Here is an 18351-nt window from a genome sequence, read left to right as displayed (position 1 = left end):
GTTTTTAAAAACGGACAAAAATACTGATTTTTGAAGAAATAACAAAATGGCAACAAAGATAAAAGATAAAAAATGAATGGTATTTTTAAACCTAAGTATGTTTCAAATTTTTTTATAACTTTTATATTTTAAAATTAAAAAAGCGTAACAACCTGATTTACAGAATAGTTACGCTTATCTCGTAGCGGGAACAGGACTCGAACCTGTGACCTTCGGGTTATGAGCCCGACGAGCTACCTACTGCTCTATCCCGCGATTTCTGGGTGCAAATATATAACTTTTTTTTTTCTTGACAAAGATTTTTCAACAAAATTCTAAAAAATTATTCTACATAGATACGCTTAATACGTCTGGAAAGCGATGTAATTAGTTCATACGAAATGGTTTGTGCCGTCTCGGCAAGAATCTCAGAGGTATGTTTTTCATCAAAAATAATTACTTCATCTCCTTCTTCACAATCAATTTCAGTAACATCGACCATAAGCATATCCATACAAACATTGCCCAAAATAGGAGCTTTTTTGCCATTGATATACACAAAACCTACACCTTTGCCATAAATTCGGTTTAGTCCATCAGCATGTCCTACTGAAATTGTCGCACTTCGAGTAGGTTTTTCTGCTTGAAAACCAAAATTGTAGCCCACATAACCACCTTTGGGAACTTCGTGAATTTGCGAAATCAGACTTTTTAAAATTGTAATTGGGCGAAAATGAGGCTGATACGCAGGGTCGTTACCAAATCCGTACATTCCTATTCCACTTCGTACCATATCAAAATGAGCCTGCGGATAATTTAATATTCCTGACGTGTTACAATTATGAAAAAGTATTTTATGTGAAAAATATTTTTTTATAATTTCTTGAAAATCAATAAAATTACTTATTTGTTTTTCCATAAAAAACTGAGCTGATTTGTCTTCCGAAGCAAATAAATGAGCGTAAGCCGTTTTTACTTTTACACATTTTTCAATTGCCAAAACTTGACAAACTTGCTCTATTTCATCTATTGAAAACCCTAGGCGATTCATTCCTGTATTGCACTTAATATGCACAGGATATTCTTTTTTTCTTTGATTTTTGGCAAACTTAATAAATTGCTGCAAAATCCGCATAGAATACAACGTAGGTTCTAAGTTATTGAAAGTAATCTTTTCAAAATCAGCCATTTGTGGATGAAGCACTAAAATAGGTTTTGTTATACCTGCTTCTCGAAGTTCTACTCCTTCGTTAACATAAGCTACGGCAAAATAATCTGCTAGATTTTTTTTCTGTAAAAATGAAGCTATTTCACAATGATTATTTCCGTAAGAAAAAGCCTTTACAACCGCCATAAAAAGCGTATTTTCTTTCAATTTGCTTCGTAAATAACGAACATTGTGCTCCAAGTTGTCTAAACGAATAATTAAGTGTGTTGTTCCTATTTCAGATGTACAATGCATCATTTTATTTTTAAATAATTATAAATTTATTTTTTGGGCAAATCCTTTTCAAAGGTCAGTTCCAGTACGTAATCTGGGGCTGTCGGCATTTGGGGTAGCTTCAGCCAGATACCATCTTTGTCCTGCGTGAATTGGATAGCCTTTTTGCTGGCATACTCTACCGCCTTTTTAAGTTTGTTACCCGCATAAGGCAAGAATAAAGCCTTATCTTTTAAATTAAGAATATGAACATAGAGCGTTTTGCCCCTCTGGGTAGTTACTCCCCAATCTCGTGGCGTTATTACACCACCCCGCGTTCCTTGTACAGTCGGGGCATAGACTTGCATCCACTCCCCCATTTCTTTAAGACGCTGCACAGCCACTGACGGAAGTTCCCCATCGGGCTGAGGCCCTACATTCATCAGCAAATTGGCATTTTTGCCAGCGGCTTTCACCAAATATTGAATGAGCGTCTCGGTCGATTTATAATTCTGGTCGATGATTTTATATCCCCACATTCCGTTCATCGTTTCACAGGTTTCCAGTGGCAGTTTGCTGATATCTTGTCCTGAAAGACCCGCCGTGTTCTCCCCGGGGAGGTCTCGCTCAAAAATTTGAATATCTTCACCCGCAAAAGGCACAAGATGGTGATTATTTCCAATCAGGCAAGCGGGTTGCAGACGATGAATAAGTTCGTATTGCTCGTTCAAGTTCCACGTCTGGGGCGTCATACCATCAGGATAGATATCTTTGTCCCACATTCCGTCAAACCAAATTGCTCCAACCTCGCCATAACGGGTAAGTAGCTCCGTTAGCTGTTGGTTCATAAATTTGTGGTAATCTTCCCACTTCCCGTGTTTTGTTCGACCTGTACCTTTGCCCGTTCTACCCAGCGGATAATAGTCTTCACGCCGCCAATCCAGATGAGAATAGTAAAGATGTAATCGGATACCTTGTTTTTTGCATTCATCGGCGATTTCTTTAATGACATCACGCTGGAAAGGCGTCGCTTTCACTATATTATAATCGCAGTACTTGGTATCGAACATCGAAAAGCCGTCGTGATGTCGGGTGGTGATAGTTATGTACTTAGCTCCGGAGGATTTAATCGCAGAGACCCATTTTGCCGCATCGAACTTAGCAGGATAAAACCCGCCAGCCAGCTTTTCGTATTCCTGCCAATCTAGGTTTTTATTATGCATCACCCATTCGCCATCGGCAAGCATCGAGTAAAGCCCCCAGTGAATAAATATCCCAAACTTATCATCTTGAAAAGTACTTCGGGCTTTCAAGTTCTCAGGCGAGGGCTTGTAATTTGGCTGAGCCATAACCGATAGCCCCATCGCCATCAACGCAATTAAAAAGAGATTTTTTATTTTCATAATGGTGTAAAGTTATTAGTTGTGTGATATATTTTCATTATTTTTCCAAAAAATCGTTTTTCGATTGATTACAAAAGGAATTTTTCGGATATATTTATATAATATGGTTGCTATAATCAAAGAAAAATAGAGATATAAAACTAATGTAATATGCTCATAATAAGGCAAACACATATCCTTATCAAGGAAAAAATATGTAAAAATTCCTTTGATTAAAAAGTCAATGCAAAACACCAACCACAGATTGTTTTTCCATTCTGCATAGAGGTATGAAAACAAAAATATATCTAAAACCCAATGATAGCCATACCAAGGGTCATTCAATAACAAGCTGTGCATACACATTGAAATTGCACACAAGAGTAAAGTTGCAGACAGATAACCTAATTTTGTTTTTTGAACAAGTAATCGATAGAAAAACGCAAAATAATACACGTTAATCAAAAATCCGACAACAATACGTTCTATTTTGGGATATTTCAAATGTTCAAAAAGCTGTAAATCAATATATTGACAAACAAAATACACCAAAGGCAAAGCATACAAAAAAGCGATGATAAGCGCTGTTAGCAATGATTTCCAATTAAAAATATTTCTCAGAAATTGTTTTTCATCACGTAGGAGTAAAACAACCAAAAAGAGGGGTAATCCTCGAATCAATTCATCAAAAATTGGTGCAAAATCTCCTGTATTTTCAAGTATCCACCACCAAATTCCAAAGTTTTCAATCCGCAGAAACAAATACATCAAAAAAGCCCCGATAATCAGCGCAATTTCTATTAGTTTGTTCATAAAAACTAATCTTTTAAAATATCATCTTTATCATTGGACTTATTCTTCATATATGAGAATAACAAATAAGCCAAAGCAACAAGTACCACAAAGGGAAGCATTTGTCCGATAATTACACCTATTTTGTAAGAAGCATCGGGAGCTGCATTAAGTTTGTCGTTTATTTGTTCTAACATTTTGTCTTTTTCGTCCATTATTTTAATTTTTGTAAGATTTGTTTAGAAAAATCGGAAAGAATTAGTTTGCCTGAAATTCGGGCATTGTCAAAAAGTAAGGTATCCCAATTTTCAGTATTTCTCCAAAATGATTTTTTCAATTCCGAAAGTGCTTCTGGATTATAAGCACTGAGCTTTTGAGTAAAATATTCGATTTCTTTATCCATTTGCAAAATCGTTTCAAAAACTCGGGCATACAATCCTTTTTTTTCTGCCCAATAGGCGTTTTTCCATTGGTCGGGAGTGAGTGCAAGTTCAGCAAGTACTCCTACGCCCATTTTGCGTTCTACGGCAGGTGCAATAACAAAAGGACCTATCCCGATGCTAATTTCGGAGAGCTTGATACTTGCAGCTTCGGTGGCAAATACGTAATCGCAAGCAGCTAGAAGACCAATACCTCCCCCGACAGATTTGCCCTGAGCTCGCCCAATGACAAGTTTGGAACAATGCCGTATTGCGTTGATTACTTTAGCAAATCCGCTGAAAAATTCGTATCCTTTCGCCTCAGAATCAACTTTTAAAAGTTCGCCAAAGGAAGCTCCCGCACAAAAAGTTTTGTCACCTTCGCTTTTGAGTACAACCAATTTCACTTGCGGATTGTTTGATATCAGATTCAATTCGGTAGTTAATCGATTTAATAATTCTAACGGAAAAGAATTGGCTTGGGGGTGTCCAAATTCAATTGTCGCCACTCCGTTTAAAATATTAGTATAAAGTGATCCGTTTTCTCGATTTGTTTCCATTGTTGAAAATTTGTCCAAAAGTAGCGATTTTTTGAATATCAATACTGATTTTTGAAAAAAATTTTATCAAAAAAACAATTTATAATTAAAAAATAGTATATTTGTAGCTGAAAATCATTTATTTAAAAATTAAATTTATGAGAAAAATTGTATTTATAACCTTTTTACTTGTATGTACTTGGTTTGTAAGAGCTCAGGAAAAAACTATTTCAACAGTTGATGCTACTTTGGGGTATTGGTACGGACTTTATCCTGAGACTTTGTATAATCTGCAATGGTTAAAAGACACCAATGCGTACGTATATGCCACCGAGCAAAGTTTTGTAATTACCGATGCACAAACCAATAAACAAACAACAATTTCTATTTCTGATTTGAAAAAAACATATCCAGATATTAAAAAATATCCTCAAATCCAGTATATAGATAGCCATATTTTAGTTTTTCGCGATGATAAATCTTATCAATTGTATGATTATGTAGCACAGAAGCCTTTTCAATTTATTGAAATTGACGAAAATGCTCAAAATGATGTTTTCAACAAACAAAATAATGCCGTTGCTTATACAATAGATAATAATTTGTACATTGGAACTTCACAAAATGCAAAAATAGCTGTAACCAATCATCAAAATTCGGAAATTGTTTCAGGACAAAGTATTCATCGTAACGAATTTGGTATAAAAAAAGGGATTTTTTGGTCTCCTAACGGAAATTATTTAGCTTTCTATGAAAAAAATGAAAGCAATGTAACTAACTATCCGCTAGTAGATATCAATACAACACCTTCTTCACTCAAAAACATAAAATATCCGATGGCAGGAATGCCTAGTGAACAAGCCAAAGTTGGAATTTTCAATCTGAAAACTCAAAAAGTTATTTATCTGGATATAAATACTACTGATGAACATTATTTGACGAATCTTTCTTGGTCTTTAGACGAAAAATATATCCTTTTGGCTGAAATCAATCGCGCACAAAACCAATATGATTTGAATCGATATGATGTGGTTTCGGGCAAAAAAATCAATACAATTTTAACTGAAAAAAATGACAAATGGGTTGAACCTGAAAATCCTGCTGTTTTTCTTCCTAAAAGCAATAATGAATTTCTATGGCTTAGCGAAAAAGACGGATTTATGAATGTGTATTTGTATAATATCAATGGAAAATTGATAAAACAATTAACTAATTTTCAATGGGTTGTACAAGAAATTATTGGGTTTGATAACAAAGGTGAAAATATTTTTATCTCTGGAACAGGAATTGATCCTCGCGAGCAAAAAACATTCAAAATACATCTAAAAAGTGGCAAATACGAGAATATTACTCCCTCCGAAGGTACACACAATACCCAACTGAGCTACAATGGTAATTTTTTGATAGACCAATTCAGTAATATTCAACTTCCAAATCGTATTGAAATTATTGATTTGAGCAAAAAAAATACCCGAAATACCATTCTAAATGCAGTAAATCCGTTGCGTGATTACAACATTGGTACAATCGAATTATTAAAACTCAAAGCCGAAGATAACACAGACTTGTATGCCAAGATGATAAAACCAAAACATTTTGACCCTACTAAAAAATATCCTGTTTTACTATATGTTTATGGAGGTCCGCATGCACAATTGGTAACCAATAGTTGGTTGGCTTCTACAGAACTTTGGATGTTGGCAATGGCTTCGAATGAAAATTATATTATTTTTACACTTGATAATCGAGGGTCTGCCAATCGGGGATTTGCTTTTGAGAGTGTTATCCACAGAAATTTGGCAACTTACGCTATCAAAGACCAACTAACAGCCGTTGACTTTCTAAAAAAACAAAAATACATTGACCCCAATCGGTTATCAGTATATGGATGGAGTTTCGGTGGCTTTTTAGCTTCGTCACTTATGCTTAGATACCCTACTTTTTTTACTACTGCTGTTGCAGGAGGTGCTGTTACCGATTGGAAATACTATGAGGTAATGTATGGAGAACGATATATGGATACACCGCAAGAAAATCCTGATGGCTATCAAAATACGCACGTGAATAATTATATCAAAAATCTCAAAGGAAAGTTACTTTTTATTCACGGATATTTAGATGACGTGGTCGTGCCTGAGCATGTGCTTTCTGTTTCGCAGGAAGCTATTAAACAAGGAAAACTAATTGATTTGTTTTTATACCCAAATCATAAACATAATGTTTCGGGACAAGATAGAGCGCACTTAACAAAACTTATCTCGGAATATATTATTGAACATAACAAATAAAACCCCTGTGCAATGAGCTTTCATTCGGTAATACAATTTAGATATACTCCACATCAAGAACTATTGGAAATACGCTTGGGCGATTTGCTCTTCTGTTACCAGAATGGGACAATAAAATATTGCAATCAGGGGCAATTTTACGAAATAATAGCATTCTATGAAAATAAATTCTCTTTTCAAATTAATGAAACTATCTTTTCGGAAGTTTACGTAGGGCATACACATCGTGTAATTCCTTTTTTATTATCTTTTATAGAAAAAGCCAATGGTGAAAAATCATATTTTCATTGGTTTTCGAGGTATTATGACCGCATCAATATTCGTTTTGAAGGAAATTATTTCGAAATAACTTGTGAGAATGCCGATTATCAGCGATTTACCATTGATTATAATCCGCATAGGGGGTATTTTATGTATCCTATCAGAAGTGAAAACTACTTAATAACGCTCTGTACAATACAAAATCAGCATATAGAAGTTCATTACACAGACAAAAAGAATAAATATATCCATCGGTGGGAGCTTCACTTACCCCATTCTTTACAAAAATTAGTAAAAATTTTATTACAAATTGCTTTTAATTAAAAAAAAGAACTAAGTAAATGAATATACAATTATAAAAAATTGTATTTATTATACTTAGTTCTTTTGATTTATTGCTTAGAAGTTGTTACACGGATAGTGTGTAACTTATTGTATCCGAGCGATGCATTCCAAATTCCTTCATTGGCAAGTTGTATACTGAATTCGGGGCGAGAATAAAGGGACTCTTTTGGGTCTGGAAGGTTCAGATACACATCGTAAGTACCTTCTTTTAGGCTTTCGGGTAGCTTGAATCGAACCTTTATTACGATGTCTTGTCCTGCAAACCAAAAGCGAGGATCTTTTTTAATAGCTACTTTGTACGAACCTTGATTACCTACTAATACTATTTCGACCTTACGTGGGTTGAAAGGAGCTGCCCAACCTATATTTTTGAGCTTCATTTCTACAAAAAAAGGCATTCCTGAAACAGCATTCTTAGAGAAAGTACCTTCGGTTAGTACAAAACGATAGCCTAAGCGCCTTTTTATTTGGTCAAGGCAATTATTATTTTCCCATTGGCGAATTACATCGGTTTGGTAGTCCTTATTTATGTATGACCAGTGGTATTTTTCCATATCTGAAAGGGCATTGGTACAAGCTGAAAAGGAAGATAAACGACAGGTTTCTCCTCCCATAGGGAGAAATTTGGATTCTTTCTCCCAGTAGGTTCTATACTGAGGAATATTCTGAAAAGTACCTGTATCGTCTTTATCTGCCAAAAAACAATCATTATGATAACCTATACGTGAAAGAGGTTCTTGGTTATAGGCGGTTTGCTCAGTGATGGTTTGATTTGGTTCGATATTGTATGAATATAATTTGGCTTGTGGATACCTAACACATACCATTCGCTCTTTGGGTAGGGCATCTAAGAGGGCATCTAATAGTTTTCGGCGAGGCTGATATTGTTCTTTATTGGGTTCAAATATATAATTGTCTGTATAATACCACTCTCCCCACACACCTATAAATCCTGCTTGCAATACACAAATTACATCGGCATACTCTTGGAATATAGGTCGAAGTTGCTCGATATGCTTTTGTGTGATAGCCCAAGGGGCGTCCCAAGGTTTTTTTCCTTCATCGGAAGAATAAGCAAATCGTAAAATAGCTTTACAACCACCATTTCGAAGGGTTTGCATATTGGTTCGTATGCGTTGTAGATAGGCCTCAGAGATGGGTTTGTTCTGAAAATCATACATATAATATACATTATAAACAAGCGAAATACCTTGCGAGCGATATTCGCGTAATTTATTTTCAGAAAGGGTTGTATTTTCATTCGATTTAAAATCGGCATAGGCATAAAAACCTCGTTCTGGGTTTGTAATTATCTGTTGCGATTCTTTATAAGTTACCTTAATGAGTTCTTCTTGAGGTTCTTGTCCGTCTTTAACTTCTTGGGCTACATCTTGCTCAGTATTTTCGGTAGTATCACTTCCAATACTATTGGTGCAATTTAGCGATAGTATGATAGAGAGTACTATCCATAAATTCCTTTTTTTCATGTTAATAATTTTAGATTATACATTGTATTATATCAAAATAAGCAGTTATAATTTTTGAATAGTTTCTTTAATAAATTTTTTTATATTATTCGTTTTATTGCCTACTCAATACGTATTGTCTGCTTTTATTTTGGTAATATTTGATTGAAAATTATCAAATTATTTTACGGCTACAAACCAAGGTAATCTATCCAAAGGTACTGTAATGGTGTATGTTTTTCCCCCTTTATATACTTTTCCTTGGTCATCTTTCCATTTTCCTTTGGGTAGCTTCACGCTTCGGGTATCGTTTTGGGAAACTATTGGAGCTACTAAGTACTTATCGCCAAGCATATACTGGTCTATACAATCTTCAAATCCCTGATTGGGGAACATATATTCCATATGGCGGACGATAGGTTCTCCCGTTTGTGATGCTTTTTTAGCTTGTTCAGTAATATAGCTTCCTAATTGTTCGTGCCATTTAGCATATTTGATACAAATAGCTAAGTTTTCATCACTTAAAATACGCCATGGCGCTACTGAGAACTGCATCATCGGCATCATTGAATGAATTTGATACGAGCGAACTATCAGTCGTTGGTCAAAACTATGGGTATCAATTCCTATAAAGCTCCCATACTCACCTCCACCAATCATATCTGGACACGTATATAGGTGTCCCAACAATCCAGAACTAATCATATCTGGAACTAATCGGAAAACACCATTCCACGAATATTTCTTATCGCCTAAACGTTGTACAAGTGCCTCGCCGCCCATCTTCCAACAGGCTCGAAACTCGTTATAAGGAAACTCTAACCCCAACTTTGCCCAAAGATAAGTCTGTTGCGTATCAAACGATTTGCCATCGAATACATCTACATTTTCTTGCAAATAGCGCTCAGGGTCGCCTGCATCGAACTTAAAGCCATCAATGTTATAGGTTTTTTGCATTTGTTTAAGTGTTTGAACAAAATGCTCATATGCTTGCGGATTACTCAAATCGTAACAAGCACTAAAACCATTCCACCAATGGAGAATTGCAGGTAGGTCTGTTCCTTTTTTCTTTACCAAAAATCCTTTCTCTTGCAAAGCGCGGAACTCTTGCGAGTCAGCAGAAACGAATGGACTTACCCACAACATCACTTTGAAGCCTAACGAATGTAACTCTTCGACCATTGCTTTTGGGTCTGGAAATTTGTCCGGACGAAATTCAAAGTTTCCATAATACTTTTGCCAATTATCATCAATCATCAGAATTCCCGTAGGCATACCATTTTTGATAATGTTACGAGCATAATTGAGTACATCTTGCTGATTTTGATTGTAAATTAACTCAATCCAAGTATTATACTGCGGTTTAGAGAAAAATAACTCAGGAGGTATAACTCCCGAAGGTTTAAAATGTTTTTTCATAGCCGAAAGATACGCCTCTCGAAGTGTATTTCCGTCTTTGACTAACTGAATTTCGGAGCGTGTAGGGTGCAATACTATTTTGTTGTTTTTGAACTGAAACGAAAAAGGTGATTCACTCCATATATAGCGCCCTTTGTTAGAGACTAACAGTGGTGTGGTTTGATTGTTATAATTTCTGGTACGCAAATCAAAAACCTCTGTTTCACTTGCAAAAGGCATATTACTACCCATATCAGTTATACCACCCCACCATTTTTCATTGGGCAATATCTCTATTTCTTGTGCTTGTTGCGCTACAACAGCAATTGAAATATAATAACATACAATTAAAAATATCTTTTTCATAATTAAAACCTATTTAATTTAACTTATTTACTTTATTTTTTATAATTCAATTTATACAAAAGTTATTATTTATATTGGTAACTACCTATTTTTACCTTTAATAATTTATGATTTGCAAATGCAAATTATGATGTTAGATACTTTTTTTTACAATTTGCAAATGCAAATTATAATGTTAGACACTTTTTTTTACGATTTACAAATGTAAATTATGATGTTAGACACTCTAAAGTCCCCTTTGTCAATTGTAATTTTTAGACTTAGACACTATAAGTCCTCTTTGTCAATTGTAATTTTTAGACTTAGACACTTTAAGTCCTCTTTGTCAATTGTAATTTTTAAACTTAGATACTTTAAGTCCTCTTTGTCAATTGTAATTTTTAAACTTAGACACTATAAGTCCCCTTTGTCAATTGTAATTTTTAGACTTAGACACTATAAGTCCTCTTTGTCAATTGTAAATTATAACCTGAAACTTAAAAACTTTAAACTTTAAACCTATAATTTGTAATTTTATTGATTAACAAATTAGTATTTTCATTAGTAAAAAATAATCTATGTGTTATTTATGTATATATTCTGATGGCGAAACACCAAACTCTTCTCTGAAAGCTCTGGTAAAATAAGCTGGGCTATCAATACCTACCTGATAACAAACCTCACTGATGCGCATATCGGTAGTAGTTAAAAGCTCAGCCGCCTTGTCAAGCCTTATTTTTCGGATATAATGTGCCAATGTAATTCCTGTTGCGTTTTTCACATTAGCATATAGTTTGGTTCTACTCCACCCTAGCTCCATACTTAGATGATCTACCGAGAACTTATGGTTGGTCAAGTTATCAAGTACCAAGGTTTCAATACGTTGTAGATATGCTTGTTGTTTTTTATCGATATGTTCTTTGCGTGTCAAAGTACCTTTATTCTTACCATTTTTACGAAGAAGATTGCGTACGGTTGCCTTTAACAACTTGGTATTGAAAGGTTTTAGTAAGTATGCATCGGCTCCTGTTTCTATTCCTTCTATCTGATGTTCTATTTGGGCTTTGGCTGTTAGTAATATGATAGGGATAAAACAAGTACGAAGTTGTTTTTTGAGTATTTCGCAGAGTTCTAATCCGTCCATTTTGGGCATCATCACATCAGATATGATAAGGTCAGGAAAGTATGTATTGCATTTTTCTAAGGCTTCTTGTCCATCGCTTGCCATTAGTATAGCATACTCTTTTACAAAAATCTCACGTAGAATCATCAGCACTTCGTGGTTATCATCTACAAGAAGTAGCGTAGGTTTGTCAGTTGCTTGTTGTGATTCCATGCATTCTTCTTCGATATGTGGTTCGTACTCAACAGCATAGTCAGATAGGTACTCTTTGAGTACGAAATCACTCTTGTCAATCTTTTCGGAAGAAATCAAATAAGTATCTGTTATAGGAAACATTAGTATAATCTCAGTCCCAACATTCATTTCACTACTTATTATAATACCTCCTCTATGTAATTCAATTAGCGATTTGACCAAAGAAAGTCCAATACCAGACCCCAATCGCGTACGTTGTTTATTACCTCGGTAAAATCGGTCAAAAATCTTCGGAAGTACCTCTTTATCAATGCCAATACCCATATCGCTCACTTTGATAATAAGCTGCGGAGCGTTTATCATCGATTGCGTATTCCAAAAACTATTTTTATATCGAGTTGATATCGACTTCAAAGTACCTTGACTTACCTGAATATGTATCAAATTACCTTCTTTGGAATATCGAATACTATTAGATAGAATATTTGAGATGATTTTGCCGAAATAACGTTGGTCAATCCACATATTGATTGGTGAGGTATCAATCGTTAAGCTCATTTGTATATTTTGAGAAGATGACCATTCTTTGAATTCGTCGTAAATATCTGTTATAAAAGATGAAACGTTGATATAACTAGTTTTTAGTGTAGGCTGACGAAGCTCCATTTTGTGGAAGTCAAGTAACTCATTGACCATATTGGAGAGCTTCCCTGCATTGCGTCTGATAATGTTTATATATTTTTTGGATTGATTGGGTTCTTCGTCAATTTCGGTTACGGCATGTCCAATCATCGTCAAAGGAGTTCGGAACTCGTGCGAAACATCTGTAAAAAACTGCATTTTGAGCTGCATCATCTCTTCTTTCTGTTGCTCTCGTTCATTTTGTATAGCAAGAAGCTGCTTCATTTGTGTCCAACGGATAAAATACCGAAACCCTATATAGACCAATCCGATTCCCAAACAACAATACAACACATAAGCACCCCACGAAAGCCATATCGGAGGATAAGATACCACTTCAAGCGAATAAACATTACCACTCCATCTGTCCCAATTACCCGCCTCAACCAATAATTTATGCTTACCAAAAGGAACTCTCTGATATGTAATAGTAGGCTTTCCTTCTATATACTACCACTTAGTGTCTGTCTCACTTAGCTTATACCGATAACAAATAGGTTCTTTATTATACGAAAGTATTGTAAAATCAACTGAAAAGGTATTATTCGGATATTCAAGTGCTATTTTGTTAGAAAATTCAATATCATTCTGATATATTTGATTACTTCGATAACGAGAAAAATAGATAGGAGTTATCTCTTGTTTCTCTTCAACCAATGGCAAAAAGTAATTCAATCCATGAGCACCTCCAAAATACAAATTACCCTGTGCATCTCGACAAGAAGAAGAAGTTCCAAAGATATGACTTTGCAAACCACTTTTAGTATCAAATACCCGATATCGTTTCGCAGAATCATCAAAATAACTTAGATTATATCCGCCACACCATACCTTACCAAAGGCATCAACTTCAATACTCTCCACATCACCCGACAAAGCCCCCGATTCTGTACCATAGCACTCCGATGTATAAGTATAAGCCCCATTTTTGTCCAAAAAAGTAACCTTATTCAATCCACTTCCGAGTGTTCCAACCCAATAAGTATGCTCCCCTCCCTTACGAATAGGCCAAAGATAATTACTACTAAGGCTCGTGGAATCATTCTCTCGAGCTACATAGATAACAATACGGCTTACTTCTCCCGAATCAGAAAGAATTACTCTATGAATTCCCTTTGCAGAAGTAATAAGCAATTCATTTTTAGTCGTATCACTATAAATATTATGGAGAATATTAGTTGATAACCGATAAGGTTCATCACTATATTGCGTGAATGAATATAGAGGTTGCCAAGTTCCATTTTTTTGTTCAAAACATTGCAATCCTTCGTGAGTAGCTACCCATAATCGATGGTATTTGTCCATATCTACCCCAAAAACATACCCCTTGGTAGGAAGAATATGCTCTACTCTTTTGTCTGCCTTCCTGATAATTGTGATTTGCTCTCTTACAGCGGCGTACAAATACTTCGCATCTGAATGAAGACTGGTAATACTAGGCAAAAGCTCAGGCGAATTACAATAATTTTGCTCAAAACTCTTAGTACGAGTATCCAATCGACTAATTCCTGAGAACTTACTCCCTATGTATATATATCCGTCATCGCTGTAATGCATCGCACTGATAAATTCTGAACCCTTTACAGAATTTTTATCGGAAAACGTATAACGAATCGTATGAAAAAACGGAAGTTTTGTATCTGCATAGGATATCCCCGATGCCCAAGCCGAAACCCATATGTTACCTTGATTATCAAGAAAATTATTATTAACATCATTGCTTATCGAATACGGATTGGTAGGGTCATGCCGATGAGCAAAAATAGTCTTCTGTTGCTTATTAACCTGAAAAAGTCCTCTGTTAGAAGTAATCCAAACCGATTGATTATCAATACTTAACGATGTTAGTCCGTCTTGAGTTTCAAAAGTAAATTCATCAACAAGTGTATAGGTTGCTTTTTGCTTATTTACTTGATATTTTTTTAATTGATTATGGTATAAAATCCACAAAAATCCGTTTTCATAATACATATCTCGCACTCCCGAACCTATAAAATTTATTTCAGAAGGAACAAGTGTGTATTTTCCATTTTTAAAATGATATAATCGTAAGTTGCTATTTTCGGTAATCCATACATTCTGTTGATTGTCCGTAGCTATTTTGGGATGTAATACTTCACAAGTAATCTGGTATTGCGATTGTATTAAGATAGGTTCAATAACTGGTTTTTCATTTTTGTTTGAACTTGAAGGCAATACAATATGTATTACTCGTATTTCTCTGTCCGAAATAAGCCATAACTGATTGTTAAATCCTTTTTTAACAATGCGTACTTGGTCATAAAAAGATGTTTTAGACGAGTTTTCTCTTTGTTCATATTCAATAAATTTTTTTGACTGAATATCAAAACAAGTTAAACCAGCAGCAGTAGCAAGCCACAGATAATGCCCCATAGATTGCATGCTATATATGCGGTTATAATATACGGATTCGACTTTTCCCTTTCCATTTTTGTACGAATCAATAGTATATCCATCATATCGGTTAAGACCTCGATGTGTTCCAAACCACATATATCCTAATGAATCTTGAGAAATACAAGTTACATTGTCATGTAATAATCCGTCTTTTCGCGTCAGATGATGAAATAAAAGCCCTTCTTGTGCATTGACCCAAGTCAGCACACAAAAGAAAGCATAAACAAACCCTATTTTTTTTAAAAATTTCATCTGATAAAAATACGTAATATTTTCCATTTTTTCATTTTTAAATAAATCTTTGCCAAAGCCATAAAACTTTGGCAAAGATAACAAATTGAAAAAAAGTGTTAATGATTGTTTTCTAAGGAGTCACTGTAATTTCTAAGGTTGCTATTGTTCTACTATAATTATATTCATTGCTATTGCCTGTTGCTTTTTCTTCTTGATACCCTTTACCAGAATAGTTTTTAAAGCCTTTATTGGTACCCACAACTACTACTTTGTAAGTTCCTGCTTGGGTATAAGTGTGATTATGAATAAGCTCACCCGAGTTACTATTAACAGACAATGATTTTCCTGTACTGAAAGGAAGATAACTTACCCCTCCATAGGAAGCTGATTGAATATAATAATCACCTATATATCCTGCTCCCGAATTGGCTGTAAAAAGAATTTGAATATATGACAAAGTTTCCATTTTCTTATTTGTACCTTGCTCCCAAGCAGCTATATGGCGAATAAGATCTAATGTGTAATCGGAATAAGATGTTTGAGGTTTCCAATAAATATCCCAAACCGAAGAGTCATTGAAAATGACATTAGTTTCTCCTTCGGGAATTCCTGCTAAACGTATTACCACAGGAAATGTTTCTACATTGGGTTTTTGTACGCCAGTTCGTGGTTCTTCCAAAACACTTTTGTCAAATTTCATTCGTAGTATAAGTTTTTTATCACTTCCTATTTTAGAATTAACATTCAGGCGTAAGGCTTCATTCCACCAATCGGGATTTGTTGATGTTACTTTTAGTACATTCTGATTTATAGAGGCATCGGACATTGCTTCAGCTATATCCAAATCATCACCACTATTAGCATTAAGCACTCGAAATATTCCTCCTAAAAAAGGATTTTCACCTACTTGTGCTTGGGCAAAATCGGCTCGATAAGGTCTAATATCAGGATCTGTAATACGATGAACATTATTTTGAATTTCTTGTTCTGTTTTTCCGTCAAGTAACACATAAGCACTTGCATCGTAATTATGTCCTTCATCTCCGGTAAAAATAGTTACTGCTGAAGCATTGTGTTGTACTCGAAATTGAATATTCTCTCCTACTTTTACCTGATTTTTATCAGCACTAACTGAAATTTGTACATTTTCGGCTTGCTCATCTTTTGAACAAGCTATTAGTAGTATCGTTGTTATTCCCAGAAATATTTTTCGATATATTGTATTCATTGTTTTTGATTTTAAAGGTTAATAACCTGGATTTTGAGTGAGTTTTTTGTTACTTTCCATTTCCCGAAGAGGAATAGGTAGTAACCAGTGTGTTCGCTTCACATTTTCAGGTGCAGCGGGTGCCGGAACATTGCGTTCTGCTTGGCTAATAAAAGGATTGTATAATCGCCATACTTGCATTTGTTCTACCAAAATACCTCGTCGAACCAAATCGCACCAACGATCGGTAGTTTCACCAACCAATTCACGAGCTCGTTCGTTGAGTATTTCATTTCTGAAAGCAGTGTAATCGTCTGAATAATTTTTATAATCCCACACGTTGCTTGTTCCGTCGTGGTTATATCCATACGAAGAAGGCTTCCAATCGGCAACACAATCATCAACCAAATTGATGTTTTTCTTTTCCAAATCGCGAGGTAAATTATCTTCATGAATAATACCTTTACCAGCCTTATTTGCTATTCTTGCTCGCTTTCTAACCAAATTTACCGCATCGTAAGCCGATTGAATTGAAACTCCATTCATTGCAAAAGACGAAGAAGGAGTATAACTTCTTGGCGAATGATTCACTTCGTTGTAAGCCTCAGCATAGATAAGTAACACATCAGCATATCTTAACAAAGGTTCGTCCATTCCAAAGTTTGCGTAGTTGTATGTAGAAAGATTAGCTACGGGGAAACGTCTGAATTTTCCAATGCTCCACATAACCCAATTATCATTTTCGGTTGCTTGACTTAATTTTTGATCATTACGAGTGTCCCAATATTGTTTATAATCCCAACCCCAAAGAGTTCCATCTTCTTGCAGTTGAACACGAGGGCAATTCCACAATCGACGAATAGAATCACTTGGTTCATACATCATTCGGTGATAATCAGAACTCGAAATATTGTCCCACGAACCACCTAAGTTTTCACTACCTCGTATTCCAAATACCATACCAACAAGTGTTCCTGTTCCATCACCTGTAAGTCCTTGTACGCCCCACAAAACTTCGGAAACGGCTTTTTCTTTGGTTTTGGCATTGAATATATCGGGATAATAATCAACTAATTCGTATCTCCCTGTTTTGATAACAGCTTGAGCATAATCCAATGCTTTTTTATAGTTTTCAGAAGCCGTTCCAAGTATTTCTTTTCCATCACGCTCGGCTACACTTGCCAACCACAAATGCACTTTAGCAAGAAATCCACGAGCGGCATCTTTAGTAAATCGTCCATATTGATATCCATTGGCAATATCATTTTTCTCCATTGAATATTGTTGGCAATATTCCAAATCTTGTATAATTTGTTGAAAAACCTCTTTCTGTGAAGCACGTGGCGCTTGTTCTATTTTATTCAAGGTTTGAGGTGCTGTTAGAATAAGAGGAACATCTCCAAACCAACGTACTAAATTAAAATATAAGTATGCTCGAATACCTCGTGCTTGGGCAACATAGCGCTCCCAATGAGTTACTTTTTCTTGATTTAACGTGATATTATCGACAATGGAATTACAATCTTTAATACATGCATAATGCTTTTGCCACATAGTTGCAAAATAAGGATTATCTGCTCCAAAAGTAAAATTACTAAGTCCGCTAGCTTCGTCCCAATTAGCTCTTTTGGTTAGGTCGGTAGGTACTTGTTTAGTTTCATGTCCTGTAACTCCAGGTTCAGTAAGGTTTCTGTATGCGCCATTTATGGCTTGAATAGCATCATTTTCACTTTGGTAAAAAGTTCCTGTTGTAGTAATACTTTTTGTGTCTTCTTCCAAAAACTTGGCACAACCTACTATACAAAGGCTTGCACTGAACAATATAATATTTATATACTTAGTTTTCATATTTTTATATT

Annotated in this window: 13 protein-coding genes and 1 tRNA gene; 2 read left to right on the top strand and 12 right to left on the bottom strand. The window is 35.1% G+C overall.

Annotation, left to right across the window (positions count from 1 at the left end):
* Positions 1-182 precede the first annotated feature (182 nt).
* The 6 genes from OO775_RS09360 to OO775_RS09335 form a co-directional block, all read right to left on the bottom strand.
* Positions 183-255 (bottom strand) — tRNA-Met (locus OO775_RS09360).
* A 67-nt stretch (positions 256-322) separates the two neighbouring features.
* The gene (gene alr, locus OO775_RS09355; protein WP_264846818.1) at positions 323-1444 is read right to left on the bottom strand and encodes an alanine racemase; all 1122 of its coding nucleotides are present in this window, start codon (positions 1442-1444) and stop codon (positions 323-325) included.
* 23 nt (positions 1445-1467) lie between these two features.
* A complete protein-coding gene (locus OO775_RS09350; protein ID WP_264846817.1) occupies positions 1468-2802 on the bottom strand; it encodes an alpha-L-fucosidase in 1335 nt (444 codons plus the stop codon).
* Between the two features lie 15 nt (positions 2803-2817).
* Positions 2818-3594, bottom strand: a complete 777-nt coding sequence (locus OO775_RS09345) for a hypothetical protein (protein WP_264846816.1) — start codon at positions 3592-3594, stop codon at positions 2818-2820.
* Positions 3595-3599: 5 nt separating this feature from the next.
* Complete coding sequence (locus OO775_RS09340) at positions 3600-3788, bottom strand: hypothetical protein (protein ID WP_264846815.1); 189 nt, start codon at positions 3786-3788, stop codon at positions 3600-3602.
* On the bottom strand, positions 3788-4552 hold the full coding sequence (locus tag OO775_RS09335) for an enoyl-CoA hydratase/isomerase family protein (RefSeq protein WP_264846814.1): 765 nt from the start codon (positions 4550-4552) through the stop codon (positions 3788-3790). Before OO775_RS09335 ends, OO775_RS09340 begins: the two co-directional genes overlap by 1 nt.
* 137 nt (positions 4553-4689) lie before the next feature.
* On the opposite strand from OO775_RS09335, the gene OO775_RS09330 reads away from it, so the two are divergent.
* Complete coding sequence (locus OO775_RS09330) at positions 4690-6819, top strand: S9 family peptidase (RefSeq protein ID WP_264846813.1); 2130 nt, start codon at positions 4690-4692, stop codon at positions 6817-6819.
* 12 nt (positions 6820-6831) lie between these two features.
* Positions 6832-7404: a hypothetical protein gene (locus OO775_RS09325; RefSeq protein WP_264846812.1), complete on the top strand. Its 573-nt coding sequence runs from the start codon at positions 6832-6834 to the stop codon at positions 7402-7404.
* A gap of 68 nt (positions 7405-7472) precedes the next feature.
* On the opposite strand, the gene OO775_RS09320 is transcribed toward OO775_RS09325, so the two are convergent.
* The 6 genes from OO775_RS09320 to OO775_RS09295 all read right to left on the bottom strand — a co-directional run bounded on the left by OO775_RS09320 (position 7473) and on the right by OO775_RS09295 (position 18340).
* Positions 7473-8912 (bottom strand): DUF4832 domain-containing protein, encoded by a 1440-nt coding sequence (locus tag OO775_RS09320; RefSeq protein WP_264846811.1) that lies wholly within the window; start codon positions 8910-8912, stop codon positions 7473-7475.
* A gap of 159 nt (positions 8913-9071) precedes the next feature.
* The gene (locus tag OO775_RS09315; RefSeq protein WP_264846810.1) at positions 9072-10655 is read right to left on the bottom strand and encodes a glycoside hydrolase family 31 protein; all 1584 of its coding nucleotides are present in this window, start codon (positions 10653-10655) and stop codon (positions 9072-9074) included.
* Positions 10656-11217: 562 nt separating this feature from the next.
* Entirely contained in the window at positions 11218-13023 is a 1806-nt protein-coding gene (locus OO775_RS09310) for a hybrid sensor histidine kinase/response regulator transcription factor (protein WP_264846809.1), read from the bottom strand.
* A 60-nt stretch (positions 13024-13083) separates the two neighbouring features.
* Positions 13084-15330: a ligand-binding sensor domain-containing protein gene (locus OO775_RS09305; RefSeq protein ID WP_264846808.1), complete on the bottom strand. Its 2247-nt coding sequence runs from the start codon at positions 15328-15330 to the stop codon at positions 13084-13086.
* Positions 15331-15415: 85 nt separating this feature from the next.
* The gene (locus OO775_RS09300; RefSeq protein WP_264846807.1) at positions 15416-16513 is read right to left on the bottom strand and encodes a DUF5017 domain-containing protein; all 1098 of its coding nucleotides are present in this window, start codon (positions 16511-16513) and stop codon (positions 15416-15418) included.
* An 18-nt stretch (positions 16514-16531) separates the two neighbouring features.
* Positions 16532-18340: a RagB/SusD family nutrient uptake outer membrane protein gene (locus OO775_RS09295; RefSeq protein ID WP_264846806.1), complete on the bottom strand. Its 1809-nt coding sequence runs from the start codon at positions 18338-18340 to the stop codon at positions 16532-16534.
* Between the last annotated feature and the right edge of the window lie 11 nt (positions 18341-18351).

It is taken from the genome of Capnocytophaga catalasegens (assembly GCF_026005215.1).
GTDB classification, from domain to species: domain Bacteria; phylum Bacteroidota; class Bacteroidia; order Flavobacteriales; family Flavobacteriaceae; genus Capnocytophaga; species Capnocytophaga catalasegens.
Note: the sequence above shows the minus strand (reverse complement) of the source record. Positions and strands in the feature narration are given on the sequence as shown.

What these genes read in the sequence shown, in the direction of transcription:
- OO775_RS09335 (WP_264846814.1), bottom strand. Translation starts at nt 4,552, where the DNA reads ATGGAAACAAATCGAGAAAACGGATCACTTTATACTAATATTTTAAAC.
- OO775_RS09300 (WP_264846807.1), bottom strand. Translation starts at nt 16,513, where the DNA reads ATGAATACAATATATCGAAAAATATTTCTGGGAATAACAACGATACTA.
- OO775_RS09350 (WP_264846817.1), bottom strand. Translation starts at nt 2,802, where the DNA reads ATGAAAATAAAAAATCTCTTTTTAATTGCGTTGATGGCGATGGGGCTA.
- OO775_RS09340 (WP_264846815.1), bottom strand. Translation starts at nt 3,788, where the DNA reads ATGGACGAAAAAGACAAAATGTTAGAACAAATAAACGACAAACTTAAT.
- OO775_RS09330 (WP_264846813.1), top strand. Translation starts at nt 4,690, where the DNA reads ATGAGAAAAATTGTATTTATAACCTTTTTACTTGTATGTACTTGGTTT.
- OO775_RS09305 (WP_264846808.1), bottom strand. Translation starts at nt 15,330, where the DNA reads ATGGAAAATATTACGTATTTTTATCAGATGAAATTTTTAAAAAAAATA.
- OO775_RS09315 (WP_264846810.1), bottom strand. Translation starts at nt 10,655, where the DNA reads ATGAAAAAGATATTTTTAATTGTATGTTATTATATTTCAATTGCTGTT.
- OO775_RS09320 (WP_264846811.1), bottom strand. Translation starts at nt 8,912, where the DNA reads ATGAAAAAAAGGAATTTATGGATAGTACTCTCTATCATACTATCGCTA.
- OO775_RS09325 (WP_264846812.1), top strand. Translation starts at nt 6,832, where the DNA reads ATGAGCTTTCATTCGGTAATACAATTTAGATATACTCCACATCAAGAA.
- OO775_RS09345 (WP_264846816.1), bottom strand. Translation starts at nt 3,594, where the DNA reads ATGAACAAACTAATAGAAATTGCGCTGATTATCGGGGCTTTTTTGATG.
- OO775_RS09295 (WP_264846806.1), bottom strand. Translation starts at nt 18,340, where the DNA reads ATGAAAACTAAGTATATAAATATTATATTGTTCAGTGCAAGCCTTTGT.
- alr (WP_264846818.1), bottom strand. Translation starts at nt 1,444, where the DNA reads ATGATGCATTGTACATCTGAAATAGGAACAACACACTTAATTATTCGT.